Source organism: Streptomyces kanasensis (assembly GCF_043077165.1).
GTDB classification, from domain to species: Bacteria; Actinomycetota; Actinomycetes; order Streptomycetales; family Streptomycetaceae; genus Streptomyces; species Streptomyces changanensis.
The window spans coordinates 424,262-450,367 of the sequence record NZ_JBIBSF010000004.1 but is presented as its reverse complement, the minus strand read 5'-3'; the positions used below and the strand labels follow the sequence as shown (position 1 = coordinate 450,367).

Genomic DNA, 26,106 nt, shown 5'->3' with positions numbered 1-26,106 from the left:
GACGACGGTAGTGCCACGGCGCCGCGCGCGGCCATGGCGCACGGCGCACGTGGCACTGGGGGCGCACTCAGGGGCGCGCGCGTACCGGCGTGTCGCCCGGACGGCTGCGCGCGGCCGCCAGGTCCCGCACCGGCACGGCGTACGGGGTCCCCCGGTTGACCGCCTCCGGGTCGAACGCGCCCGTGGCGGCGTACCGCGCGGCGATGGCGCGGCGTTCCTCCGGGGGGACGACGGCGTCGGCGTCGGTGAACCCGCCGGGGGCCCGCTCGTGGGCCAGGTGGATGACGGCCTCGGGCCCCAGGCGCCGGTTGGCGAGCTGGAGCTCCGTCATCGCCGGCCGCCGGTGCGCGTCGTAGGCGGCGAGGGCCTCCACCGGGTCGCGGTGGACCGCCAGGGCGTGCGCGAGGGCCCGCGCGTCGACGATCGACTGGGTGGCGCCATTGGAGCCGGTCGGGTACATGGCGTGGGCCGCGTCCCCGACGAGGGTGGTGCGGCCGTGGCTCCAGCGGCCGAGGGGCTCGCGGTCCACCATGGGGTACTCGTACGCGCCGTCGGCCGCGCGCAGGACCTCCGGGACGCTGACCCCGCCGAACTCCCAGCCGGCGTAGTGGTCGAGGAACCGCTCGACCGGGACCGGCCGGTTCCAGTCGCCCAGGAACCGCTCGTCCACGGCGTCGGCCGGCATGGCCAGCGCCCAGTTGACGAGGACCCCGGGGCGGCGCGGGGACGGCTCGGTCATCGGGTAGACGACCGCCTTCTGTCGGTCGTCGCCCGCCACCAGCATGAACGGCTCGGTGCGGTGGGCGTCCATCGGCGACACGCCCCGCCACACCAGCACGCCGTTCCACGGCGGCTCGCCCTCGTCCGGATGGAGCGCGGACCGCACCGCCGAGCGGATGCCGTCCGCGCCGACCAGCACGTCCGGTTCGAGGTGGGTCACGGCCCGCACCCCACCGGAGCAGTGCTCGATCCGCACGCGCGGCCGGGCGCCGCCGGGCGGTTGCTCCACCCCGGTGACGCGGGCGCCGGTGACGAGCGTGCCGGGGCCGAGGCGCTCCTCCACGGCGTCGGCCAGCACGCGCTGGAGGTGCGCGCGGTGCACGGACAGCTGCGGCCAGCGGTAACCGGCGCGCAGACCGCGCTCCTCACGGGCGATCAGGGCGCCGCAGCGGTGGTAGTAGCGCAGCTCGCGGGTGCGGACCGCGTCGGCCTCCAGCCGGTCGAGCAGGCCGAGCGCGTCGAGCTCCCGCACGGCGTTGGGCATGAGGTTGAGTCCCGCGCCGAGGGGCCGCAGCCCGGGCGCGGCCTCCACGACGGTGACCCGCCCGTGGCCGGCGGCGTGCAGCGCGAGCGCCGTGGTGAGCCCGGCGACGCCGCCGCCCGCGACGAGGATGTCGGGGGACGTGTCGCGCAGGGCGCAGCGCGCGGCAGCCCGCCGGGCGGGGGTGTCGGGGCGGACGCCCGCGCCGCCGCCGAGGGTGGCGTCCTCGACGGCGCCCGGGGTGGTGACCGGGGCGGACGTGGTGCCGGGGGTCGGGTCGGGGGTGGCGTGCGGGGCGGGAGGGCCGTCGGTGGCGCCGCCCGGGGCGGGGGCCCTGTCGGCGGAGGCCCTGTCGGCGGGGGTCCTGTCGGCGGTCGCGGGCCGGACCGGGGTCGGCGTCCGGTCGGTGCTCGCGGGCGTGGCCGGGGCGGGGGTCCCGTCCGGGGCGGGGGTCCCGTCCGGGGCGGGGGTGCCGTCCGGGGTGGGGGCGCCGTCCGCGGTGCGGGGGGTGCCCGGGGTGCGGGGGGTGCTGTCCGGGGTGGGGTGCGGAGTCATCTCCGTGGTCCTCTCAGGCGGCCGGGGTGCGGGGCGGGACCGTGGCGCGGCGGACCAGGTTCTCGTTGTCCCGGGTCAGGTCGAGGACCGCGCGGAGCAGGGCCACCGGGGCGCCGCCGCTTCCCGTCTCGTACAGGCGCAGGTCGTCGTGGTACGCCTTGCGGGCGATGCCGAGGTGACGGGCGCGGAAGGTCTTCAGCAGCCGCAGCACCCGCGCCAGGGACACGGCGGCGGCGGTGAGGGCGGCGGGTGTCCGGTGCCCGCTCTCCCAGCTGAGCGCGGCGGTGAGCTTGCCCACGGCGGAGACGCCGCCGCGGTGCCGGGCGTGGAAGGCCCGCCAGGACGGCAGGCTGTACCGCACGGACTCGTCGAGGAAGGCGTCGTACCGGCGGTCCGGGCGGTCGCTCTGCCAGAGCGTCAGGTCGACCAGCCAGAGCGGGACCTGTGCGGCGGCCGGGCCGAGGTACTCGCGGCCCGCGACGTCGATCCCCTCGAAGTACGGGCGCAGCGTGCGGGCGAAGAACTCGGACGCGACGTGGGCGACGGTGAAGTCGATCGAGTCGACCATGGACTGGACGTGCTGTGCGGTGCGGTCCAGTGCGCAGGCGAAGCCCGGGTCGTACGGTTCGAGGCGGGCCAGCTCCCCGCAGGTGCCGAGAGCGGCGACGAGGCCCGGGAAGACCATCCGGACGGCGTCCTGGAGGTGGGCCTCCGTCTCCGATCCGGTGTAGCTGCGGCGGCGCCGGCCGAGCGGGTTCCAGGTCGTGTAGTGGTGGACCGTGTCGCGCGGCACCATGTCGGTGCGGCGGGCCAGCTCCTCCAGGACGGGCAGGACCTCCGGCACCGCGGCGACGGGCTCGGTGCCGTGGCGTTTGAGGGAGCCGAGGAGCACCCCCAGGTCCCGCATCCCGGCCAGGGCCTCCACGACGCTCCACCCGGCGACCCGGTCGAGGTCGGGGACGAGGGCGCGCAGGGCGACGGTGAGGGCGGCGGTGTCCGCGTCCCGGTTGATGCCGGGGACGGCGGCGAGGACCGCGTCGGCGCCGAGCGGGTCGGCGGCGCGTATCTCGGCGATGCGGTAGCGCGGTTCGGCGCAGGTGACGAGTCCTGGCTCGACGACGTCGTACAGGCTCAACGGAAGGCCCCTCTCGGGCGGGTGTGGCGGGTGTGGACGGGGTGTCGCGGTCGACCCTCGGGCGGACCGCGGCGGGGGGGGCGGTGCGGCGCGTGCGCCCCGCCGGGCCGCCCGGCGTCACCGCGGGGCGCCCACCCGGCCCTGGCGCGGGGTGGCCGCCGGTACGGGGGCGGGCGGGCGCGGCCGCCCGGGGCGCGCGGCGGCCGCCGCGCGGGCGGCGCCGGCCGGCGGGGCCGTGCGCGAGCAGGGGGTCCGCGCGGGCGGCGCCGCCCGTCCGGGGGTACGGACGCGAGCGGCGGCGGAGGCCGCGGGGACGGCGGCGGGAGCCGCGGGGGCGGCCGGGGCCACGGGGGCGGCGCAGGTGGTGGCCGCCGCGTGGGCGGCGTGGTCGCCGCCCGTGCGCGGGGGGCCGTCGCCGGGGGGTGGGGGCGCGGCGCCGGTGGCCGCCGGGGCCGCGGTCAGGGGCGGCGGGACGCGGGCGTGCGGTGCCCGCGCCGTACCCGCCCCCGGCACGTCACCGCTCCCGGCGGGCCGGCGGGAGCGGCGAGGCCGCCGTGGCACGCGGGGCGGAGCACGGGGAGGCACCGGCGGCGGCCGCCGCGCCGGGCACGCCGTCGGGCCCCGTCGCGCGGCCGTCGCGTCGCGACTGCGAGTAATCCTGACCCGACCTGGTCACCATGTCTCCTCCGCGGAACGGCTGCGCCCTGCAGAGCCTGTCCGCCCCCGGCCACCTGCGGCAATGAACGACCGTCCAGCGGTCCTTAAGAACCGGCCAGCCTTCGCGGACCGTTGCGACCGGAATGTTCCCGTACGGGGGGAGCGGCGCGCCCGGCCGGGGCGGCGCCACGCGACCGCCGGCCCGGACCGGGGCCGGGTCACGCGACGGTCGCCGCGTGCGACCGGTACTCCCCCGGGGTCTTGCCGAACCACTTGCGGAAGGCCAGGTGGAAGCCGACCGCGCTCTGGTACCCCACGCGCTGCGGCACGGCCGACTGCGGCAGCGAGGTCTCGCACAGCAGCCGGGCCGCCTCCTGCATCCGCCGCCCCGTCAGGTGACGGGCGGGGGCCTCGCCGACGAGCTCGCGGAAGGCGGCGGTGAAGGCCGAGCGGGACATGCCGACCTCGCGGGCGAGGGACTCGATCGTCCAGGGTTCGGCGAACCGGGTGGCGATCATGACCATGGCGCGGCTGATGCCCGGGTGGTGCAGGACGGGCAGGACGCCCGGCTTCTCGGTGAGGTCGCGCAACAGGGGCCGGAGCGCCAGGACGAGCGCCATCTCGAAGGCGCGCAGGGTGATGAGCCGGTCACCGGGCCCGGTGGGCCGGTCGGGTGAGGCGAGCAGCCGCAGCGTGTCGCGCAGCAGGGGCTCCCGGTCCACCTGGGTGGTGTCGAGGACGAGGGCCCAGGGCAGCGCGCGGTACAGGCCGGACGCGGCGCTGGAGTCGTAGTGCAGTCCGGCGCACAGCAGCCGGGTCTCGGGGCCCTCGCCGCCGAAGCTGATCGCGCCGGAGGTGCCGGGCTGGCGTTCGGGCAGGACCGTCCGCAGGGGGACGCACTGCCGGTCGGGCCGGTCGGAGAGGCGGTGGGCCGCGCCGGTCGGGAAGACGGCGAGGTCGCCGGTGACCAGCCGCTGCGGGGGGTGTTCGGTGCCGCTGATCCAGCAGTCCCCCTCGACGACGTAGTGCAGGACCGCGCAGCTGCGCTCGGCGTCGCCCTCGATGGCCCAGGGCGCCCGCACGTGCCAGCGGCTGTCGAAGACACCGGTGAGCCGCAGTGGTTTCAGCAGTTCGCTCAGGAGGTCGTCGCCGTCGTTCTCGGTCGTGTCCATGGACGATCCTTCAACCCCCGCCCCGGTTTGTTAATTGATCGGCCAAAGCCGCCGCCGCCAGCCTGAAAGGTGCCGTCCAGGCAGCAGAGACACCCTATCGAAGGGCCCTTCAGCCATATGTCCGATCACATTCCGATGCGCGTCGCCGTGGTGGGGGCGACCGGATTCCAGGGCGGCGCCGTGGCCCGCCTCCTGGCCGAGCGCGGCCACCGCGTACGGACCCTGTCGCGCCGCCCCGAGGGGGACCGGCCACCGCTGCCGGGGATCGCCTGCGCCTCCGGCGACCTGGGCCGGGCGGAGGACGTCCGGGCGCTCTTCGAGGGCGCGACGCACGCCGCCGTGACGATGCCGCTCGTGTACGACGCGGAGCGCGTCGCCCGGTACGCGCGGAACGTCGCCGCGGCCGCCCGCGAGGCCGGGGTGCGCCGGATCGTCTACAACGCCAACACCCGCGTCCCGGCCCGGCCCACCCGGACGGCGGCGTTCGAGACGCGGCGGGCCGTCGAGGAGGCGCTGCGCGGGAGCGGGGTGCCGCTGGTGGTGGTGCGCCCGCCGGTCTACCTCGACAACCTCTTCAGCCCCTGGAACGGCCCGGCCCTGGTCGACGACGGCGTCCTCGCCTACCCGCTGCCCGCGCACACCCCGACGGCCTGGCTCTCCCACGAGGACCTGGCGGAGGCGGTGTGCGCGGCGCTCGCCGCGGACGGCGTCGAGGGGCGCGTCCTCGACGTCGGCGGCGCCCTGAGCCTGACGGGTGACGACCTGGCGGCGGCCTTCGCCCGCGGCCTGGGGCGCTCGGTGCGGTACGTGCCCCTGGACCCGGCGGTCTTCGAGGAGCGCCTCGCCGGGGTGCTGGGCGCCGGGGCGGCGGCGGGCGTCGCCGGGCTGTACCACCACATGGCGTCAGGGGCCGACCCCGATCTGATGGCGGGTGACGGCGGCGCCGCGGCACGGCTGCTGGGGGTGCGTCCGGGACCGGTCGAGGACTGGGTGGCCCGCCGACCGTGGCAGATCTGGGCCGGGGAGGCGACCGGGGCGGGGAGATGAATCCGGCCCTTGTCGGAGCGGCCCGAACGGCCGCCTGACACTCCCGACCTGCGGACCGACCCCGCGATTCCATCGAACGGGGTCGGTTCTCGGCTGTCTGGCCGGACGGCTTTTCGGGCGGACAGGTGTGAAACCCGCTGATTGCGCACCCGAAGGGGGTGGGAAGGCTCCTCCGGTACCCCGCCCACCCGAGTGAACCCGGAGAGGAGCGGTGATGCCTGCGCCGCGCCACGCGTCAACGGAGCAGTTACAAAGAGCGATACCCCGTAAGCAACCCTCAGGTGATGCTGTGAACCCGCTGATTGGTCGCATTCCCGTCCTGGACCTCTCCCCGATCGTCGACTGCGGCAGGAGGCCCGCGAAGGCGGTGGCCGGTGAGACCTTCCAGGTCTCGGCCACGGTCTTCCGCGAGGGTCACGACGCGGTCGGCGCCGACGTGGTCCTCACGGACCCGTCGGGGCGGACCGGCCCGTTCACCCCCATGAGAGAGCTGGCGCCCGGCACCGACCGGTGGGGCGCCGAGGTGACCCCCACCTGCGAGGGCCGCTGGACGTACCACGTCGAGGCGTGGAGCGACCCGGTCGCGACCTGGCGCCACCAGGCCGGCATCAAGGTGCCCGCGGGGATCGACACGGAGCTGGTCCTGACCGAGGGCGCCGCCCTCCACGAGCGGGCCGCCGAAGGGGTGCCGAAGGACGAGGGCCGCGAGGCCGTCCTCGCCGCCGTCGACGCGCTGCGCGACACGCGCCGCGCCCCCGCGCAGCGGCTCGCCGCCGCGCTCGCCACCGAGGTCCGCGACGCCCTGGACCGCCACCCGCTGCGCGAACTGGTCACCGTCTCCAAGCGGTTGCCGCTGCTCGTCGAGCGGGAGCGGGCGCTGTACGGGTCCTGGTACGAGATGTTCCCGCGGTCCGAGGGCGCCTACCGCGACGCCGGCGGACGGCTGGTGTCGGGCACGTTCCGCACGGCCGCCGACCGGCTCCCGGCGATCGCGGCGATGGGCTTCGACGTGGTGTACCTGCCACCGATCCACCCGATCGGCGGCACGCACCGCAAGGGCCCGAACAACACCCTGGAGGCCGGCCCGGACGACCCGGGCGTGCCGTGGGCCATCGGATCGGCCGACGGCGGCCACGACGCCGTCCACCCGGACCTCGGCACGATCGAGGACTTCGACGCGTTCGTCGCCCGCGCCCGTGACCTGCGGCTGGAGGTGGCGCTGGACTTCGCGCTCCAGTGCTCGCCGGACCACCCGTGGGTGAAGCGGCACCCGGCCTGGTTCCACCACCGGGCGGACGGCACCATCGCGTACGCCGAGAACCCGCCGAAGAAATACCAGGACATCTACCCGATCGCCTTCGACAAGGACATGCGCGGCCTCGTCCGCGAGACCGTGCGGGTGCTGCGGTACTGGATGGCGCACGGGGTGCGGATCTTCCGCGTGGACAACCCGCACACCAAGCCGGTGGTGTTCTGGCAGAAGGTGATCGCCAACGTCAACCGCACGGACCCGGACGTGATCTTCCTGGCGGAGGCGTTCACCCGACCCGCGATGATGCGCACGCTCGGCGCGATCGGCTTCCAGCAGTCGTACACGTACTTCACCTGGCGCAACACCAAGCAGGAGCTGACCGAGTACCTGACGGAGCTGTCGACGGAGTCCGCCGCCACCATGCGGCCGAACCTCTTCGTCAACACCCCCGACATCCTGCACGCCTACCTCCAGCACGGCGGCCGGCCGGCCTTCGAGGCCCGCGCGGTGCTGGCGGCCACGCTGTCGCCGACGTGGGGCGTGTACGCCGGGTACGAGCTGTGCGAGAACACCCCGGTCCGGGAGGGCAGCGAGGAGTACCTCGACTCGGAGAAGTACCAGCTGCGCCCCCGCGACTGGGCGGCGGCCGAGCGGGAGGGCCGCAGCATCGCCCCGCTCATCACCGCGCTGAACCGGCTGCGGCGCCGCCACCCGGCGCTGCGGCGGCTACGGAACCTGCGCTTCCACCCCGTCGACAACGACGCGATCATCGCGTACAGCAAGCGGACGGGTTCGAACGTTGTTCTGGTGGTCGTGAACCTCGACCCCCACCACACCCAGGAAGCCACGGTTTCGTTGAACATGCCGGATCTCGGCCTCGACTGGCACGAGACCGTACCGGTGCGCGACGAGCTCACCGGCGAGACATATCACTGGGGCAGGACCAACTACGTGCGCCTGGAGCCGGGCGTATCGCCCGCGCACGTGTTCGTGGTGTGCCGGGGATCCGGGGGCTGCCCCCCTGATCAGCACGGTTCGGTCCTGCGACCGTCTCCCCCGATCGGAGGGTCACCCACATCATGACCGTCAACGAGCCCGTCCACGACACGTTCGAGGACACACCCGCCAAGGACCGGGACCCCGACTGGTTCAAGCGGGCCGTGTTCTACGAGGTGCTGGTCCGCTCCTTCCAGGACAGCAACGGCGACGGCATCGGCGACCTCAGGGGCCTCACGGCCAAACTGGACTACCTGCAGTGGCTCGGCGTCGACTGCCTGTGGCTGCCGCCGTTCTTCAAGTCGCCGCTGCGCGACGGCGGTTACGACGTGTCGGACTACACGGCGGTACTGCCGGAGTTCGGCGACCTCGCGGACTTCGTCGAGTTCGTGGACGCCGCGCACCAGCGCGGCATGCGGGTGATCATCGACTTCGTCATGAACCACACCAGCGACCAGCACCCGTGGTTCCAGGAGTCCCGCGCCCACCCCGACGGCCCGTACGGCGACTACTACGTCTGGGCGGACGACGACAAGCAGTACCAGGACGCGCGGATCATCTTCGTCGACACCGAGACGTCGAACTGGACCTTCGACCCGGTGCGCAAGCAGTACTACTGGCACCGGTTCTTCTCGCACCAGCCGGACCTGAACTACGAGAACCCGGCCGTGCAGCAGGAGATCCTCTCCGCGCTGCGGTTCTGGCTGGACCTGGGCATCGACGGCTTCCGCCTCGACGCCGTGCCGTACCTCTACCAGGAGGAGGGCACCAACTGCGAGAACCTCCCGGAGACCCACGCCTTCCTCCAGCGGGTCCGCAAGGAGATCGACGCCGCCTACCCCGACACCGTGCTGCTCGCCGAGGCCAACCAGTGGCCGGAGGACGTCGTCGACTACTTCGGCGACTTCGCCGGCGGCGGCGACGAGTGCCACATGGCGTTCCACTTCCCGGTGATGCCGCGCATCTTCATGGCGGTGCGCCGGGAGTCCCGCTACCCCGTCTCCGAAGTCCTGGCCAAGACCCCGGCGATCCCGGCGAACTGCCAGTGGGGCATCTTCCTGCGCAACCACGACGAGCTGACCCTGGAGATGGTCACCGACGAGGAGCGCGACTACATGTACGCGGAGTACGCCAAGGACCCGCGGATGCGCGCCAACATCGGCATCCGGCGGCGCCTGGCCCCGCTCCTCGACAACGACCGCAACCAGATCGAGCTGTTCACCGCCCTGCTGCTCTCCCTGCCCGGCTCGCCGATCCTCTACTACGGCGACGAGATCGGGATGGGCGACAACATCTGGCTCGGCGACCGCGACGGCGTCCGCACCCCGATGCAGTGGACGCCCGACCGCAACGCGGGCTTCTCGTCCTGCGACCCGGGACGGCTGTACCTGCCGACGATCATGGATCCGGTCTACGGCTACCAGGTGACGAACGTGGAGGCGTCGATGGCCTCGCCGTCGTCGCTGCTGCACTGGACCCGCCGCATGATCGAGATCCGCAAGCAGAACCCGGCCTTCGGCCTCGGCTCGTACACCGAGCTGCCGTCGTCGAACCCGGCGGTCCTCGCCTTCCTCCGGGAGTACGGCGACGACCTGGTGATGTGCGTCCACAACTTCTCGCGCTTCCCGCAGCCGACCGAGCTGGACCTGCGCCAGTTCGACGGGCTGCACCCGGTGGAGCTCATCGGCGGCGTCCGCTTCCCCGCCGTCGGCGAGCTGCCGTACCTGCTCACCCTCGCGGGCCACGGCTTCTACTGGTTCCGGCTGCGCGCGGACGCGGTGCTGCCCACGAAGACGGCGGCCCGGTCCACCAGGTGGCCCGCCGCGCCCGCCGGCCCGGCCCCGCACCCCGCGCCGGACGCGGTCCCGGGCGCGGTCCCGGGTCCGGCCCCCGGCACGGGCCCCGGTCCGGCAGCCGGCAGGGCCCCGGGAGTGGTCGCACCGGCCGTGCCGGCGGCGGCCCCGGCCGGGAGACCGGGTGGCGATCCCCCCCGGCCCCCGCGACCCTGACGGATCCTCAGTCCCCTGGGACGGCCCCTCCGGCCCCACGTCCCCCGTACGTCCGGGGCGGGGCGTTTCCCTCGCTCCGCCCTGGGCACTGTCCACCTCATACGTCGATTCGGGTCTATAAGGACCATCCCCGCCCGACACGTCCCGCACAGCCGGACAGCCCATGCCGCATTCCGGGACACTCTGCACGTTCCGTGCATTCTGTAGTACCCGGGGAAAGGACGCGCTGCCATGTCGGAGACCGCATCCACCGCCCGGGCCCCCGTCGCCCTGCTGCCGTCGCTGGCACCACTGCTCCACGAATGGCTGCCACCCAGACGGTGGTTCGCCGGGAAGGGCCGGCCGGTCACCGGCTTCGCCCTCGTGTCGGCCACCGAGCTGCTCCCGCTCGACACCGCCGGACCCGGTCTGCTGCACCTGCTCGTCCGCGTGCAGCAGCCGGGCCCCGGCGGGCCGACCACACCACCCACGCCGACCACACCGCCCGGCGACTGCTACCAACTGCTGCTGGGCGTCTGCGACACCCTGCCCCCGCGGCTCGCCCCCGCCCGCATCGGCCGCGCCACCCAGGGCCCGCTCGCCGGGCGCACGGTGTACGAGGCACTCCACGACCCGCGGCTCGCCGCCCTGCTCCTGGAACGGCTCCGGTCGCCGGGCGCGATCGGGCCGCTGACCTTCCACCGCACGGAGCCCATCCCCGACGGGCTGGCCCCGCGCGTGCTGGACGCCGAGCAGTCGAACACGTCGCTCGTCTACGGCGACGCGTACATCCTGAAGATCTTCCGGCGGATCCACCCGGGCGCCAACCCGGACCTGGAGCTGCCGCTCGCCCTGGCCAGGGCCGGCTGCGCCCGCGTGCCGGCCCCGGTCGCCTGGTTCGAGTCGGGTCCCGGCCACCCCGACGGCGCCACGCTCGGCGTGCTCCAGCCCTTCCTGCGTGGTTCGCAGGACGGCTGGCAGCTCGCGCTCGACGCGCTGGCCGCCGGGCGGGACTTCACCGACGAGGCCCGGGCGCTGGGCCGGGCCACGGCCGAGGTGCACACCGCGCTCGCCGACGCGCTGCCCACGGTGACGCTCGCGCGGCCGCAGGCACGGCACCTGGCCGTCGCGATGGGCCGCCGGCTGGACGCCGCCGCGCAGGCGGTGCCCGCGCTCCTGCCGTACGTCCCGGGACTGCGCGGCGCCTTCGAGGCGGTCGCCGTCCTCGCCGAGGAGGGCAGCACCTGGCGCGCCCAGCGGGTCCACGGCGACCTGCACCTGGGACAGGCGCTGCGCACGCCGCGCGGCGACTGGGCGGTGATCGACTTCGAGGGGGAGCCCACGAAGCCGCTCGCCGAGCGCCGCCGCCCCCAGCCGGCGGTCCGGGACGTCGCCGGGATACTGCGCTCCTTCGACTACGCCGCCCACTCGCACCACCCCTGGCATGCGGAGTGGGCGGAACGTTGCCGCGCCGCGTACTGCACCGGGTACGCCGAGGCGTCCGGCACCGACCCGCGCGCCGAAGAGGTGCTGCTGCGGGCCTACGAGACCGACAAGGCGGTGTACGAGGTCGTGTACGAGGCCCGCCACCGCCCCGACTGGCTCCGGGTCCCGATGGCGGCCGTCCACCGCCTCGCCGCGCCGCAGGACGGCGCGGGCGCGGGACCGCACTCCCCCGGCCGGGCGCGCTCCCGTCGCCCCCGGCTCGCTCCCGACACCCTGACGTGACCGCACCGAGGAGGCTCTCCCCCGTGACCCCCCGCCGTCCGACCCGCAAACCGCCCGCGACGACCGCCCAGCCGGTCGTCACCGCCCTGGAGGCGCCGCAGACCGCCGTCCCCGGCCGGCCGCCACGGCCCCGGGACGGCGCCGACGGCGTGCCGGCCCACCCCCTCGGGGACACCGACCGGGCCCGGCTGCTCGCCGGCGAGCACCACGACCCGCACGGGCTGCTGGGCGCCCACCCGCTGCCCGACGGCGTGGTGTTCCGGGCCCTGCGCCCGCACGCCCGCGCGGTCGCCGTCGTCCTCGCCGACGGGGAGCGGCACGCGCTCCACGACGACGGGGACGGACTGTTCTCCGGCGTGCTGCCGCTGCGCGAGGTCCCGGCCGACTACCGGCTGCGCGTCGCGTACGAGTCGGCCGAGCTGGAGGTCGTCGACCCGTACCGCTTCCTGCCCGCCCTGGGCGACCTGGACCTCCACCTCATCGGGGAGGGCCGCCACGAGGAGCTGTGGACCGCGCTCGGCGCGCGGGTGATGACCCACCAGGGCGTCACCGGCACGCGCTTCACCGTGTGGGCGCCGAACGCGCGCGGCGTGCGGCTCGCCGGCGACTGGACGTACTGGGACGGCACGGGTCTGCCGCTGCGGTCCCTCGGCTCCACCGGCGTGTGGGAGCTGTTCGTCCCCGGCGTCGACGAGGGCGCCCTGTACAAGTTCGAGGTCGTCGGCCCCGACGGCCACCACTCGCTGCGCGCCGACCCGATGGCCCGCCGCACCCAGTGCCCGCCGGAGACGGCGTCCGTCGTCACCGCCTCGCACCACGAGTGGGGCGACGCCGCGTGGATGGCCCGCCGCGGCGAGCGGCCCGTGCACGAGGCGCCGTTCTCCGTGTACGAGGTGCACCTGCCGTCCTGGCGTCCCGGCCTGACGTACCGTCAGCTGGCGGACGAGCTGACCGCGTACGTCACGGAGCTCGGCTTCACGCACGTGGAGCTGATGCCCGTCGCGGAGCACCCGTACAGCCCGTCGTGGGGGTACCAGGTCACCTCCTACTACGCGCCGACCGCCCGGCTCGGCTCGCCCGACGACTTCAAGTACCTGGTGGACCGGCTGCACCAGGCCGGGGTGGGCGTCCTCGTCGACTGGGTGCCGGCGCACTTCCCGAAGGACGACTGGGCGCTGGCCCGCTTCGACGGCACGCCGCTGTACGAGCACCCCGACCCGCGCCGGGCCGAGCACCCGGACTGGGGGACGCTGGAGTTCGACTACGGCCGGACGGAGGTGCGCAACTTCCTCGTCGCCAACGCCGTCTACTGGTGCCAGGAGTTCCACATCGACGGCCTGCGCGTCGACGCCGTCGCGTCCATGCTGTACCTCGACTACTCGCGCGAGTACGGCGAGTGGGCGCCCAACGAGCACGGCGGCCGGGAGAACTTCGACGCGGTCCGCTTCCTCCAGGAGATGAACGCGACCGTCTACCGCCGCTGCCCCGGCGTGGTCACCATCGCCGAGGAGTCCACCGCCTGGGAGGGCGTGACCCGCCCGACCGAGCACGGCGGCCTGGGCTTCGGGCTGAAGTGGAACATGGGCTGGATGCACGACTCGCTGGTGTACGTCTCCAAGGAGCCGGTGCACCGCAGGTACCACCACAACGAGATGACGTTCTCGATGGTGTACGCGTACAGCGAGAACTACGTCCTGCCGATCTCGCACGACGAGGTGGTCCACGGCAAGCAGTCCCTCGTCACGAAGATGCCCGGCGACTGGTGGCAGCGGCGGGCCAACCACCGCGCGTACCTGGGCTTCATGTGGGCCCACCCCGGCAAGCAACTACTGTTCATGGGACAGGAGTTCGCGCAGGGCGCCGAGTGGTCCGAGCAGCACGGCCCGGAGTGGTGGCTGCTGGCCGACGACTACCACTCGGCCGGCGACCACCGGGGCGTGCGCGACCTCGTCCGCGACCTGAACGCCGTGTACGCGGTGACACCCGCCCTGTGGGAGCGGGACACCTCCCCGGAGGGCTTCCGCTGGGCGCTGGGCGACGCCGCGGACGACAACGTCTTCGCCTTCGTCCGGTACGACGCGCAGGGCGACCCGCTGCTGGCGGTGAGCAACTTCTCGCCGGTCGTGCGCAACGACTACCGGCTGTGGGCGCCGGAGTCCGTCCCCGCCTGGGTCGAGGTCCTCAACACCGACGCGGTGGAGTACGGCGGCGGCGGCGTCCGCAACGCCGACCCGGCCAAGCGGGAGCCGGAGGGCGTGCGGATGACGCTGCCGCCGCTGGCGACCGTGTGGTTCCGGCCGGCCTGACGCGCGGCGCGGACCGGCCGGACCCGGGGTGCGGGCGGCCGGTCCGCCGTACGGCGCGGACCGGCCACTGCCTGGTGCGGGCCGGCCCGGCCACGGACGGGCCTGACCCGTGGTGCGGGCCGGCCGGACCCTGGGCCCGGCCCGTGGTTCAGACGGCCGGCCCGGCCGCCGCTCCGGCCGCCGGCCGCACCACCCCGAGCCGCTGGGTCGCGCGGGTCAGCGCCACGTACAGGTCGTTGGTCCCGTGCGGCCCGGCGGTGCGGATGGCCTCCGGATCCACCACGACGACCGTGTCGAACTCCAGGCCCTTCGCCTGCCGCGGGTCGAGCAGGACCACCGGCCGGGTCAGGTCCGGTTCGGCCCCCCAGGACGCCCCGGGCAGCGCTGCGGCGAGCGCGGGCAGCCGCGCGGCGGGCGCCACCACGGCGAGCCGCCCCTCGTCGCGGACCTCGCGGGCGACCGCGTCGGCGACGGCGGCGGGCACGTCGTCGGCGGTCGTCTCCCACGGCGGCACGCCCGTGGAGCGCACCGAGCGCGGCGGCCGGAAGTCCGGCTCGACGGCGCGGCGCACCTCGGCGGCGAGCTCCATGATCTCGGCGGGCGTGCGGTAGTTGACGCCGAGCGTGACCTGCTCGTAGCGGTCCCCGACGTACGGGGCGAGGATCTCCCGCCAGGAGCCGCAGCCCGCCGCGTCGCCGGTCTGGGCGGGGTCGCCGACGAGGGTCATCGAGCGGGTGGGCACGCGCCGCATCAGCAGGCGCCAGGCCATCGCGGACAACTCCTGCGCCTCGTCCACGATGACGTGCCCGAACGCCCAGGTGCGGTCGGCGGCGGCGCGCTCGGCGGCGCTGCGGTGGTCCGCCTCCTCGTGGCGCTCGGCGAACCGCTCCGCGTCGATCACGTCCTGGACGCCGAGGACCTCCGACTCCTCGTCCTCGAACTCGTAGGTCCGCGAGGCGTACGCCACGTCGAGGACGCCCTGCGCGTAGGCGATCCGCTCGGCGCGCTCCCGGGCGGCGGCGGCGCGGGCGGCGGAGTCGTCCTCGCCGAGCAGTTCGGCCGCCTCGTCGAGGAGCGGCACGTCGGCGGGGGTCCAGGCGTCGGGGCCGTCGGCGGGGGCCGGGACGTCGGCGCCGGTCCACGCGTCGACGGGGTCGCGCCGGACGAACTCGGCCTCACCGTCGGGGAGGTAGCCGAAGGGATCGGCGAGGAAGCTCGCGACCAGTTCCCGCGGGGTCAGCACGGGCCACAGCCCGTCGATCGCGGCGTGCACCGCGTCGCTCGCGGCGACCTCCTTGCCGAGCTGGGCCACGTCCGACGGGTCGAGGAGGTTGGGTCCGCCGTAGGGGTCGGCGCCGATGCGCTCCACGAGCTGCGCGGTGAGCGCGTCCACGATCCGGGTCGCGAAGCGGGGCCGGGCGAGGTTGTGGGGAAGCCCGGTGCCCCGGGCGTCCCAGCGGGCGTCCTCCGCCATGTCGCGCGTGAGGAACAGCGTGCCGTGGTCCTCGTGGTCGATCTCGACGGGCTCCTCGGTGGGCGGTACGGTCTGCCGGTCGCGCACGTACCGCGCGAGCACCTCGGCCATGGCGGCGCGGCCCTTGATCTCCGCGGCCTCGGGGGTGTCGGTGCCGGTGGCGCGGACCCCGGGGAAGAGCTCGCCCGGGGAGGCGAGGAGGACGCCCGTCTCGCCGAGGCTCGGCAGGACCTCCCCGATGTACCCGAGGAAGGCCGGGTTGGGGCCGACGACGAGGACCGCCCGGCGGGCGAGCAGCTCGCGGTGCGCGTACAGCAGGTAGGCGGCCCGGTGCAGGGCGACCGCGGTCTTGCCGGTGCCGGGGCCGCCCTCGACGACGAGGACGCCCTGGTGGGGCGCGCGGATGACCCGGTCCTGCTCGGCCTGGACGGTCTGCACGATGTCGCTCATCCGGCCGGTGCGGGCGGAGTCGAGCGCGGCGAGGAGGACGGCGTCCGCGTCGCGCCCCTCGTGGCCGCTGCGGGTGGCGTCGCGCAGGTCGAGGATCTCGTCGTGGAGGCCGGTGACCCGGCGGCCCTCCATGGTGATGTGGCGGCGCCGGGACAGGCCCATGGGGGTGTGGCCGGTGGCCAGGTAGAAGGGACGGGCGACGTCGGCCCGCCAGTCGACGACGAGCGGGGTGCGCTCGTCGTCGTCGTCGCGGATGCCGATCCGGCCGATGTGGTGGTCCCGGCCGTCGCGGAAGACGAGCCGGCCGAAGCACAGCCCGTGGTCGCCCGCGTCGTACGCGGCGAGGAGCCCGGACTGCTCGGCGATGAACACGTCGCGCTCCAGCCGCGCCTGGGCACTGGTGCCACCGGCCCGCAGGGCGTCCCGCACGGCCGCTTCGGCGCGCTCGCGCAGGACGTCCAGCCGGGCGTGGAGCCCACTCACGAAGCGCTGCTCCGTCCGCACTGCCTCGGACTCGTCGATTGACATTCCACTCCCGACGCGATACTGTGACTTCGTCAATTCACGTGCACGCTTTGTCGTGCCCGCACGCGAATCCACGAGTATACGCGTCACCCGCCCCCGACCGCCTCAGCGGTGCGGGGCTTTTTTCATGCCCGCCCTCCTCCGCGGCCTTCCGCCCCGACCCGCCGCCGGCCGGCGGTGGGCGACGGCGGGCGGCGGGCGACGGCCCGTTCAGCCTTGCGGGGTCAGGCCGGACAGGGCCTCGGGGGCGACCCGGCCGGTCCGCTCGCGCTGTGGGAAGTCGCCGACCTTGACGCGCGCGACCTCCTTCGCGGTCGCGTAGTCGACGACCGACACCTCGTCGCGCTCGGAGAGCGTCACCCAGCAGTGCCGCCCGTCCTGGCTCGTCACCGACCAGTACGGCAGGGAGCCCTGCGGGTAGTGGACGAAGCCGTCGGTGGTGAGGCCGGGGCGGGAGACGACGGCCGTGTAGTCGTCGATGGTGCCCGCGACGCACAGCTTGTCCTGCGCCCCGTTCATCGCCATGCCGTGGTGCGCGGAGTTCTGCGGGTAGTCGTCGGGCTTCAGCGCGGCGCCCGCCGCGCTGAACGGCATCTCGACGGTGCGCACGGTGCGGCCGGCCCGCAGGTCGTACTCGACGAAGCCGTTCAGGTACGACAGCTGGGCGTACATCGTCGAGCCGTCCGGCGTGACGACGGCCGGGCGGATGCCCTTGTCGAAGGTGTAGGTGCGCAGGACCTTCCACGTGCGGGCGTCGGCGACCGTCACCTGCTTGGCGCCCTTGAGGAAGTCGAGGGCCTTCGGCAGGGAGGTCACGCCGATGGACATGTTGTAGACGAGGGAGCCGTCGGCCGAGTAGATGTTCTCGTGCGGGTACGTCCCGGTGGCGAACTCGGCGGTGACGCGGCCGGTGGCGGTGTCGAGGGCCTGCGCCTTGGCGGCGGTGATCGCCGAGACGACGAACGTGCGGCCGTCGGGGGAGAGCGCCGCGTGGTCGGCCTTCAGCCCCGCGAGGTGCGTGCGCCACAGCTGCCTGCCGGTGGCCACGTCGAACGCGGCGGCGTCACCGAGGTTGCCGCGCGAGACGTACAGGGTGCGGCCGTCGGGCGAGAGGTGGGCGTCGTCCACGAACTTGTCACCGCCCGCCTGCTGGCGCACCACCTCGTAGGCGGCCCGCCGGATGACGTCCATGCCGGCGAGCACCTCCTCCAGGTCCGGCGCGACGTCGAGCGTGCCGAGGTTCCGGTAGGTGCGGGAGTCGAGGAAGCTCACCGTGCCGTCCGCGCTGTTGCCCACGAGGACGACGTCCCGCAGCGGTTCGGCGGGCGCCGGGGCGGCGCGGAGCGCGGCGGGGGCGGGCCCGGCGGCGGGGGCGGCCGAGGCGGCGGGGAGGGCGAGGGCGAGCGGGAGGAGGAGGGCGAGCGCGGCGGTCGAGCGGGCCAGACGTGACATGGGGGGACCATCCCTTCGCACCGGGTACCGGGTGGCGGTCGTCGTCAGCTCAAGGTCATGGGCATGTCATCCACTGCAGCTCGCCATGTTACCGGCGGTAGCGGCATCCGGACCCCGGACGGATCGGGGGAACCGCCCGTGCGGCACACCGTGACGCGCCGGGCGCGGGACCGGGCTCCTCTCCCGGTCCCGCGCCCGGCGCGGTGTGCCGCACGGCGGCGGGGCGTGCCCTGTGGGGCGAGGGGCTCGCCCCACAGGGGGCGGGGTCGCCCCCACGCGGCGGGGTTCGCGGCGGCGGGTTCGCCCCGCAGGGCGGGAGCGCCCTGGGCCGGGCTCCCTCCGTACGCCCCTGCGGGGCGCGCGGTCGTCAGACCTTGGCGGGCGGCGCCGCTCCGGCGGGCTGCTGCCGGTCGTCGGCCGGGGCGCCGCCGGAGCCGGTGCCGGCGGGCGGGGTGGCGCCGCCGGGCGCGCCGCCCCGCGCGCGGTCGGCGGCGTCGGCATCGGCATCGGCATCGGCATCGGCATCGGCATGGTCGTCGCCCGGGGCGCCGTGGCCGTCGTCCAGCAGCGTCGTCTCGTCGAACGGCAGCCGACCGGCGAGCACCTCGGACACCCGCTCCTTGTCGATCTCCTTGGTCCAGGTGCCGATCAGCACCGTCGCCACGGCGTTGCCCGCGAAGTTGGTCAGTGCCCGCGCCTCGCTCATGAACCGGTCGATGCCGACGATCAGGCCGACGCCGTCGACCAGGCCCGGCTTGTGGGACTGCAGACCGCCGGCGAGCGTGGCCAGGCCAGCGCCGGTGACGCCGGCGGCACCCTTGGAGGCGATGACCATGAAGACCAGCAGCGAGATCTGCTCGCCCACCGCCAACGGCTGGCCCATCGCCTCGGCGACGAAGAGGGAGGCCATCGTCAGGTAGATCGCGGTGCCGTCGAGGTTGAAGGAGTAGCCGGTCGGGACGGTGATCCCGACGACGGGCTTGCTGACGCCCAGGTGCTCCATCTTGGCGATCAGGCGCGGCAGCGCCGACTCGGAGGACGACGTGGACAGGATCAGCAGGAACTCGCGCCCCAGGTACTTGAGGAGGGGCACGATGTGCACGCCCGCGACCAGCCGCAGCAGGGTGCCGAGGACGAGGAAGACGAAGACGACGCAGGTCGCGTAGAAGCCCAGCATGATCACGGCCAGGGACTTCAGCGCGTCCACGCCGGTCGAGCCGACCACCGCGGCGATGGCGCCGAACGCGCCGACGGGCGCCACCCACATGATCATCGCCAGGATGCGGAAGACCAGCCGCTGGACGTGGCCGATGCCGCGCAGGACCGGCTCGCCCGCCCGGCCCATGGCCTGCAGCGCGAAGCCCGCGAGCAGCGCGACCAGCAGGGTCTGGAGGACCTCGCCCTCGGTGAACGCCGACACCAGCGTCTTGGGGATGATCCCGAGCAGGAAGTCGGCCGTGCCCTCGCTCGCGCCCGCGGCCTGCTTCTCGCCGGCGGCGCGGGTCTCGTCGGTGATGTGCAGGCCGGAGCCGGGCTCCAGCAGGTTGCCGACGACCAGGCCGATGGCGAGGGCGACGGTCGACATGACCATGAAGTACCCGAGGGCCAGACCGCCGACGGCGCCCACCTTCGCCGCCTTGCGCACCGAGCCGACCCCCAGCACGATCGTGCAGAAGATCACCGGCGAGATCATCATCTTGATGAGGTTGACGAAGCCGGTGCCCAGCGGCTTGAGCTCCTGCGCGACGCCCGGGGCGGCGAAGCCCACGACGATGCCGAGCACCACCGCCGCGATGACGGCCAGATACAGATAGTGGGTACGTTCCCGCCGTGCGGCCACGGGTCCTCCTCGTTGAGTGCGCTCCACGTCCCGGTGGATCCCCGCGACTATCCATCACGCCTGTGACCCCGGTCACCGTTGCGTACGTTTCGTTCACGCGTTTTCGGCCAGGCAGACTGGTCCGCATGCGCCTACCCCGCCCCCGCAGCCTCGCCGGGCAGCTCTTCGCGATGCAGGCCGTGCTGGTGGCGGTCATCGTGTCCGGGTGCGCCGTCTTCGCGTACCTCACCGACCACGCCCAGGCGGAGGAGACCGCCCGGCGGCAGGTGACCGCCACCGCCACGGCCGTGGCCCGCTCCCCCGCCGTCCTCACCGCGGTCCGCTCGGACCACCCGACCACGGCCCTCCAGCCCTACGCCGACGCGCTCACCGGCGAGGGCGGCGTGACCTTCGTGGTGATCATGGCGCCGGACGGCCGGCGGTGGACGCATCCGGAGCCGGACCGCATAGGCGGCAGGTACCTCGGCCACATCGACGGCGCGCAGCGGGGCGGCACGGTGACGGAGACGTACGAGGGCACGCTCGGCCCCTCCGTGCGCACGGTGACGCCCGTGTGGGACCGCGACCGGGTCGTCGCCCTGGTCAGCGCCGGCATCACCATCGACCGGATCAGCGAGCAGGTCCGGCGGCAGGTGACCGCGCTGCTCGGCTTCGCCGCCGGGGCGCTGGCGCTCGGCGCCGTCGGCACCTACGTCGTCAACGCCCGGCTGCGGCGGCACACCCACGGCATGAACGCCGCCGAGCTGAGCCGCATGCACGACTACCACCAGGCCGCCCTGCACGCGGTGCGTGAGGGGCTGCTGATGCTGGACGGCCACCGGCGGATCGCGCTCGTCAACGACGGCGCCCGGGAGCTGCTGGGACTGCCGCCGGACGTCGTCGGCACCCCCGTCGCCGAGCTGGGGCTGCCCCCGTCGCTGACGGACGCGCTGCTGGCCACGGAGCCGCGCGAGGACGAGCTGCACCTGACCGCCGACCGCGTGCTGGTGGTCTCCACCCGGCCGGTGGTCGGCGGCGAGCGGCGCGGCGCCGTCGTGACGCTGCGGGACCACACCGAGCTCCAGGCGCTCTCCGGCGAGCTGGACTCCGAACGCGGCTTCACACAGGCGCTGCGCGCCCAGGCGCACGAGGCGGCCAACCGGCTGCACACCGTCGTGTCGCTGATCGAGCTGGGCCGGGTGGAGGAGGCCGTCGAGTTCGCGACGGCCGAGCTGGAGCTCGCCCAGGCGCTGACGGACCGGGTGGTCGACGCGGTCGGCGAGCCGGTGCTCGCGGCGCTGCTGCTGGGCAAGTCGGCGCAGGCGAGCGAGCGCGGTGTCGAACTCGTCCTCACCGGGGACAGCCGCGTCGACGACGGCGTCCTGCCGCCCGGCCTGCCCGCGCGCGACCTGGTCACCGTCCTCGGCAACCTCGTCGACAACGCCGTCGACGCGGCGCAGGGCTCGGCCGGGTCCCGCGTCACCGTGGCGCTCGGCACGGCCGGCGGCGAACTGCTGCTGCGCGTGGCGGACTCGGGGCCCGGGGTGCCGCCCGGCGACGCGGAGTCGGTGTTCGAGCGCGGCTGGTCGACGCATGGCCCCGGGCGCGGCATCGGCCTGGCCCTGGTCCGCCAGGCCGTGCACCGCGCGGGCGGGCGCATCGACCTGGGCCCGGGCCCGGACGGCGGCGCGCAGTTCACGGTACGGCTGCCCCTGGGTCCGGCGGCGGCCCCGCCGCCGGCACCGGCGGGAGCGGCGCGCGGGGCGGGAGCGGCGGGCACGGCGGGCACGGCGGGAGCGGCGCTTCCGACGGTCGGCGGGGAGGCGGCCTCGTGACCGGGGACGCCATCAGAGTGCTGGTCGTCGAGGACGATCCCGTGGCCGCGGACGCGCACGCCCTGTACGCCGGGCGCGTGCCCGGCTTCACCGTCGTCGGCGTCGCCCACTCCCGCACCGCCGCCGTCCGGCTGCTGGAGCGCACGCCCGTCGACCTGATCCTCCTGGACCTGTACCTGCCCGACGGCCACGGGCTCCAGCTGCTGCGGTCGCTGCGCGCCGCGGGGCACGCGGCCGACGTGATCGCGGTGACCTCCGCGCGCGACCTCGCGGTCGTCCGCGAGGGCGTGTCGCTCGGCGTCGTGCAGTACGTGCTGAAGCCGTTCACCTTCGCGACCCTGCGGGACCGGCTCGCCCGGTACGCCGAGTTCCGCGCGGCCGTCGGCGAGGCGTCGGGCCAGGACGAGGTCGACCGCGCCCTCGCGGCGCTCCGCACGCCGCAGCCCGCCGCCCTGCCCAAGGGGCTCAGCGGCCCCACGCTCTCCGCCGTCACCCGCACCCTGCGCGAGGCCCCCGCCGGGCTCACCGCCGCCGAGGCGGGCACCGCCGTGGGCATCTCCCGGATCACCGCCCGCCGCTACCTGGAGCACCTCGTGACCACCGGACGGGCCGAACGCACCCCGCAGTACGGGCAGGTCGGGCGCCCGGAGTTCCAGTACCGGTGGCTCTCCGGGCCGGCGCCGGGCGGTCGCTGACGGCGCCGTGGACGGCACCGTTGACCGGGTCCCTTCACAGGGTCTTTAATTACCTAGGAGTAGGTACGTTCTGGACGTTCCTCCAACATTCGGTCTTGGTCGAACACACCGTAGCCAGGCGTGACGCCGCGCACCTAGCTTGTGCGCGTGCACCCGTCTCCCCCCTCCTCCCCTCCCCCGTTCAACGCCCTGGCCGCGCGCCGGCTGCGCGAGGGCCTCGGCATGGCGCCCGGCCACGTCGCCTACGGCCTGCGCGCGCAGTACGGGCTGGACGTCCCGCCCGAGACCGTCGTCGCCTGGGAACGCGGCGCGGCCCGGCCCGGCAACCGCGAGCTCACCGCCCTGGCGGGCGTGCTGTGGTGCTCCCCCGGTGACCTGCTGGCCGCCGCCACCACCCTGCGCGAGCACCGGCTGGCGCGCGCCATGGCGCCGGAGGACCTGGCCCGCCGGGTCGGCGTCGACACCCGGTCGTACCTGAGGATGGAGGAGTCCGGCCGCTGGCGCGGCAACGAGCGCCAGACCGCCGCGCTCGCCGAGGCCCTGGGCCTCGGCCCCCGGGAACTGCTCAACGCCACCGGCAGGGACGAGGAGCTGGCGGCGGTCCTGCGCGACGCGGCGACCACGCGCTGGCAGGCGTACGTCCGGCCCGCCGCGAAGCTGCTGCCCCTGCGCCGCGACCACTTGGAGGAGGTGCTCCAGCGGCTGCACGCCGACTACCAGTCGCGGATGGTCGCCACGTACAGCTGGGGCGACTCCGGGGGGAGCGGCGGGGAGGCCGGGCGGGAGTACCTGGACCGCATCGTGGACCACTTCTGGGCGCTGGCCCGGCTGTAGCGGCCCCCGTCCGCGCGGGCGCGGGAGTCCCGCGCGCCGGGGCGGCGGGGTGTCACGGCCTCGGCGGCGTGACCGTCCCGTGCGGCGTCGCGGTCTCGCGCGGCGTCACCGTTTCGCGGGCGTCACGGTCTCGCGGGGCGGGCGGGGTCACCGCTCGTGGGGGCGCGGGTCGAAGCTGAAGAGCTGGCCCGCCGCGTCCGGGGCGCAGGGCCGGTGGACCACCGCCGTCCACGCCCGGCGTTCCCCGTCCGGCACGGTCACGCACAGGCCGGTGGCGGCGTTGCGGACGCGGTGGCCCCGGTGGGCCCCGCCCTCGGCGGGCTCGATGCCGTACGCCTCCCTGGCGCCCCGCTTGCCGCACTCCTGGTCGGCGAGGGGCGCCTCGACGTCGGCGGGGGCGTCGGCCGGGGCGCCGGAGCAGCCGCGCCCGAAGTCCGGGTGGTCGGTGACGAGGCGCCACAGCCCGCCGTCGAGGCGGTCGAGGGAGTACCGCGGCACGTCCGCGCCCGCGCACTCCACCTGGTACACCTGACCGCTGTCCTGGCCGGGCCGCTCGTTGAGGCAGAGCCCGGAGTGCACGGCCCGGACGTGGACGGGGCCGGGCGCGGGCGCCGTGACCCGGGGCCGGTCGTCGTCGTGGCCCCGCTCGTCGGTGCCGCGCAGCAGGGTGGTGACGGTGGTGAGCGCCACGACCAGGGTGAGACCGCCGAGGACGGGCACCACGAGCCGCGCCGTCCACCACCGCCGCACGCCGGCACCGGCCGTCCCCCGTCCGGGCCCGCGCGCGGCCGGTCCTCCGGCCGCGGAGCCGTTGCCGCAGTTGCCGCCGTTGCCGCCGTTGCCATCGCTGCCGCCGACGCCTCCGGGGCCTGTGGGGCGGCCCGTTCCCCCGGTACCGCCCCGGCCGCCGGGCGCGGAGCCGTTCCCGTCGCCCGCCGCGTGGCCGGGCCCCGTGGCACCGCCGCCCCCGCGGCCCGGCCACGCGGCGAACCCGCCGGGCGTCCGGCGCGTCCCGTCCGGCGTGCCTCCGTAGCCGTTGCGGCCCGCGCCCCCGACCCCGTCCGGCCCGGTCCCGTCCGCCCGGATCCCACCCGCCCGGGTCCCGTCCGCCCCGGAGCCGCCCCAGGGGCCCGCCGCCCCGTCACCCGCGGCGCCCCGGGCCGGCGGAGTCCCCTCACCCGACGCCCCTCCGGCCGCCGCGGCCCCGTGGCCCGTCGCGGCGCGGGCCTCGCGGGTGGCGATCTCCTCGCGGACCGCGATCCACCGCTCCGTCTCCGCCGGGCCCGCCCCGCAGGCGCGGACGAAGACGGCGAGCAGCTCCTCGCGCGGCAGCGTCGCCCGCGCCAGCATGTTCGCCACCGTGGAGCGCGGCAGGCTGTCGCCGACCGCCTCGGCACGGGCGGACAACTCGCGGTAGGTGAGGCCGGACCAGTCCTTGAGCGCCTGCAACCGGGCGACGAACGCCACGGGGTCCCGTGCCTCCGCCGGGCCGGGCGCCCTCTCCCGGTCGGACATGCGCCATCCCCTCCCTGGCCCGCCCCGGACAGGGGGTGGGACATGTCCGGGACAAGGCTCCAGCCTTGTTGATCCGGCGGAGAGGCTCAAGAGTGGGTTTCGGCCGCACCACGCACGAGCGGCCTTGATCCTCCACGGGGGGACGATCAAGGCCGCTCGGACGCCCGCGCGGGTCACGGGTCGCGCGGGTCACGGGCCGCGGATCGGCGCCGGTCAGAAGACCGACTCGGCCTCCAGCACGCGGTCCTCGGGCACGGTCTTCAGCCGGGTCGTCGCGTCCGCGAGCGGCGCCATCGCGATGGCGGTGCCGCGCAGCGCCGTCATCCGGCCGAAGTCGCCGCGGTGGGCGGCCTCCACCGCGTGCCAGCCGAAGCGGGTCGCGAGGACGCGGTCGTACGCGGTCGGCGTGCCGCCCCGCTGGACGTGGCCGAGGATCACCGGGCGGGCCTCCTTGCCGAGCCGCTTCTCCAGCTCCTTGGCGAGCCGGGTGCCGATGCCCTGGAAGCGCTCGTGGCCGAACTGGTCGATCTCGCCCTTGCGGTACTCCATCGTGCCGTCGGCCGGGTGCGCGCCCTCCGCGACGCAGACCACCGCGAACTTCTTGCCCCGCGCGAACCGCTCCTCGACCATCTTGACCAGGTCGTCGATCTGGAAGGGCCGCTCCGGCAGGCAGATGCCGTGGGCGCCGCCCGCCATCCCGGACTCCAGGGCGATCCACCCGGCGTGACGCCCCATCACCTCGACGACCATCACGCGCTGGTGGGACTCGGCGGTGGTCTTCAGCCGGTCTATGGCCTCGGTGGCGACCATCACGGCCGTGTCGAAGCCGAAGGTCCGGTCGGTCGAGGAGATGTCGTTGTCGATGGTCTTCGGGACGCCGACGACCGGCATGCCCGCGTCCGACAGCATGCGCGCCGCCGTCAGGGTGCCCTCGCCGCCGATGGGGATGAGGACGTCGATCCCGTACCGGCGCTGCAACTCGCCGCAGTTCTCGGCGGCCTCCTGCAGTCGGGCGCGCTCCAGGCGGGCCGAGCCGAGGATCGTGCCGCCGCGGGCGAGGATGCCACTCACCGCGTTGAGGTCGAGGGGCCGGTAGTGGCCGTCGAGGAGGCCCTTGAACCCGTCCTCGAAGCCGATCACCTCGTCCCCGTAGCCGGTGAGCGCGCGGTGCACGACCGACCGGATCACGGCGTTCAGGCCGGGGCAGTCGCCGCCTGCGGTGAGAACTCCGATGCGCATCGTGCTGTGTCTCCTGCTCGGTAGTCGTGTCGTCGGGCCGGTGTCGCGGACGCCGGAGGGTCGGTACACGTCGGGGCGCGCCTTTCCGAATTGTCCCACGGCCGGGTGCACCGAGCGCCCTGCCGGCCGCCCGGGAGGGGGTTCCGGGCCCCGACACCCGGCAAGCGCTCT

The 26,106-nt window shown here is 75.1% G+C and carries 15 protein-coding genes and 1 pseudogene; 8 read left to right on the top strand and 8 right to left on the bottom strand.

The features are described 5' to 3' along the window. Positions 1 to 67 precede the first annotated feature (67 nt). The 3 genes from ACF053_RS13625 to ACF053_RS13615 form a co-directional block, all read right to left on the bottom strand. Positions 68 to 1,816, bottom strand: coding sequence for an FAD-dependent monooxygenase (locus tag ACF053_RS13625; RefSeq protein WP_391954021.1), 1,749 nt, complete (start codon positions 1,814 to 1,816; stop codon positions 68 to 70). 13 nt (positions 1,817 to 1,829) lie between these two features. After that, positions 1,830 to 2,951, bottom strand: coding sequence for a monodechloroaminopyrrolnitrin synthase PrnB family protein (locus ACF053_RS13620; RefSeq protein ID WP_391954020.1), 1,122 nt, complete (start codon positions 2,949 to 2,951; stop codon positions 1,830 to 1,832). Between the two features lie 875 nt (positions 2,952 to 3,826). Next, complete coding sequence (locus ACF053_RS13615; protein WP_391954019.1) at positions 3,827 to 4,780, bottom strand: AraC family transcriptional regulator; 954 nt, start codon at positions 4,778 to 4,780, stop codon at positions 3,827 to 3,829. 117 nt (positions 4,781 to 4,897) lie between these two features. Between ACF053_RS13615 and ACF053_RS13610 the strand changes: the two genes are divergently transcribed. From ACF053_RS13610 to glgB, 5 genes and pseudogenes are all read left to right on the top strand, one after another. Beyond that, positions 4,898 to 5,827 (top strand): SDR family oxidoreductase, encoded by a 930-nt coding sequence (locus ACF053_RS13610; protein ID WP_391954018.1) that lies wholly within the window; start codon positions 4,898 to 4,900, stop codon positions 5,825 to 5,827. Between the two features lie 298 nt (positions 5,828 to 6,125). Beyond that, complete coding sequence (locus ACF053_RS13605; RefSeq protein WP_391954107.1) at positions 6,126 to 8,162, top strand: alpha-1,4-glucan--maltose-1-phosphate maltosyltransferase; 2,037 nt, start codon at positions 6,126 to 6,128, stop codon at positions 8,160 to 8,162. After that, positions 8,159 to 9,853: pseudogene (treS, locus tag ACF053_RS13600) on the top strand (maltose alpha-D-glucosyltransferase); the annotation flags it as partial. The gene ACF053_RS13605 and the pseudogene treS, both read left to right, overlap by 4 nt. Positions 9,854 to 10,315: 462 nt before the next feature. Next, a complete protein-coding gene (locus ACF053_RS13595) occupies positions 10,316 to 11,791 on the top strand; it encodes a maltokinase N-terminal cap-like domain-containing protein (RefSeq protein WP_391954017.1) in 1,476 nt (491 codons plus the stop codon). A 23-nt stretch (positions 11,792 to 11,814) separates the two neighbouring features. Beyond that, positions 11,815 to 14,097 carry a 1,4-alpha-glucan branching enzyme gene (gene glgB / locus ACF053_RS13590; protein ID WP_449336535.1) on the top strand — a complete coding sequence of 761 codons (2,283 nt, stop codon included), beginning with the start codon at positions 11,815 to 11,817 and terminating at the stop codon, positions 14,095 to 14,097. A 148-nt stretch (positions 14,098 to 14,245) separates the two neighbouring features. Here the strand turns inward: glgB and ACF053_RS13585 are convergent, their stop codons facing one another. From ACF053_RS13585 to ACF053_RS13575, 3 genes are all read right to left on the bottom strand, one after another. Further along, on the bottom strand, positions 14,246 to 16,549 hold the full coding sequence (locus ACF053_RS13585) for a HelD family protein (RefSeq protein ID WP_391954016.1): 2,304 nt from the start codon (positions 16,547 to 16,549) through the stop codon (positions 14,246 to 14,248). A gap of 207 nt (positions 16,550 to 16,756) precedes the next feature. Further along, positions 16,757 to 17,998 (bottom strand): YncE family protein, encoded by a 1,242-nt coding sequence (locus ACF053_RS13580; protein WP_391954015.1) that lies wholly within the window; start codon positions 17,996 to 17,998, stop codon positions 16,757 to 16,759. 367 nt (positions 17,999 to 18,365) lie between these two features. Next, positions 18,366 to 19,838: a cation:dicarboxylate symporter family transporter gene (locus ACF053_RS13575; protein WP_391954014.1), complete on the bottom strand. Its 1,473-nt coding sequence runs from the start codon at positions 19,836 to 19,838 to the stop codon at positions 18,366 to 18,368. Positions 19,839 to 19,963: 125 nt separating this feature from the next. Here ACF053_RS13575 and ACF053_RS13570 point away from each other — a divergent pair, with 125 nt between their 5' ends. The 3 genes from ACF053_RS13570 to ACF053_RS13560 all read left to right on the top strand — a co-directional run bounded on the left by ACF053_RS13570 (position 19,964) and on the right by ACF053_RS13560 (position 23,181). After that, a complete protein-coding gene (locus ACF053_RS13570) occupies positions 19,964 to 21,652 on the top strand; it encodes a sensor histidine kinase (protein WP_391954013.1) in 1,689 nt (562 codons plus the stop codon). Then, on the top strand, positions 21,649 to 22,347 hold the full coding sequence (locus ACF053_RS13565; protein WP_391954012.1) for a response regulator: 699 nt from the start codon (positions 21,649 to 21,651) through the stop codon (positions 22,345 to 22,347). Before ACF053_RS13570 ends, ACF053_RS13565 begins: the two co-directional genes overlap by 4 nt. Positions 22,348 to 22,488: 141 nt before the next feature. Beyond that, positions 22,489 to 23,181, top strand: coding sequence for a helix-turn-helix domain-containing protein (locus tag ACF053_RS13560; RefSeq protein ID WP_391954011.1), 693 nt, complete (start codon positions 22,489 to 22,491; stop codon positions 23,179 to 23,181). Between the two features lie 147 nt (positions 23,182 to 23,328). Here ACF053_RS13560 and ACF053_RS13555 read toward each other — a convergent pair whose 3' ends face one another. Beyond that, positions 23,329 to 24,696, bottom strand: a complete 1,368-nt coding sequence (locus ACF053_RS13555; protein WP_391954010.1) for a helix-turn-helix domain-containing protein — start codon at positions 24,694 to 24,696, stop codon at positions 23,329 to 23,331. Positions 24,697 to 24,909: 213 nt separating this feature from the next. Further along, positions 24,910 to 25,935 carry an ATP-dependent 6-phosphofructokinase gene (locus ACF053_RS13550; protein ID WP_391954009.1) on the bottom strand — a complete coding sequence of 342 codons (1,026 nt, stop codon included), beginning with the start codon at positions 25,933 to 25,935 and terminating at the stop codon, positions 24,910 to 24,912. Positions 25,936 to 26,106: the final 171 nt, after the last annotated feature.

Coding starts and splice junctions, on each gene's coding strand:
- ACF053_RS13585 (WP_391954016.1), bottom strand. CDS start 16,549: ATGTCAATCGACGAGTCCGAGGCAGTGCGGACGGAGCAGCGCTTCGTG.
- ACF053_RS13550 (WP_391954009.1), bottom strand. CDS start 25,935: ATGCGCATCGGAGTTCTCACCGCAGGCGGCGACTGCCCCGGCCTGAAC.
- ACF053_RS13615 (WP_391954019.1), bottom strand. CDS start 4,780: ATGGACACGACCGAGAACGACGGCGACGACCTCCTGAGCGAACTGCTG.
- ACF053_RS13580 (WP_391954015.1), bottom strand. CDS start 17,998: ATGTCACGTCTGGCCCGCTCGACCGCCGCGCTCGCCCTCCTCCTCCCG.
- ACF053_RS13610 (WP_391954018.1), top strand. CDS start 4,898: ATGTCCGATCACATTCCGATGCGCGTCGCCGTGGTGGGGGCGACCGGA.
- ACF053_RS13555 (WP_391954010.1), bottom strand. CDS start 24,696: ATGTCCGACCGGGAGAGGGCGCCCGGCCCGGCGGAGGCACGGGACCCC.
- ACF053_RS13625 (WP_391954021.1), bottom strand. CDS start 1,816: ATGACTCCGCACCCCACCCCGGACAGCACCCCCCGCACCCCGGGCACC.
- ACF053_RS13570 (WP_391954013.1), top strand. CDS start 19,964: ATGCGCCTACCCCGCCCCCGCAGCCTCGCCGGGCAGCTCTTCGCGATG.
- ACF053_RS13595 (WP_391954017.1), top strand. CDS start 10,316: ATGTCGGAGACCGCATCCACCGCCCGGGCCCCCGTCGCCCTGCTGCCG.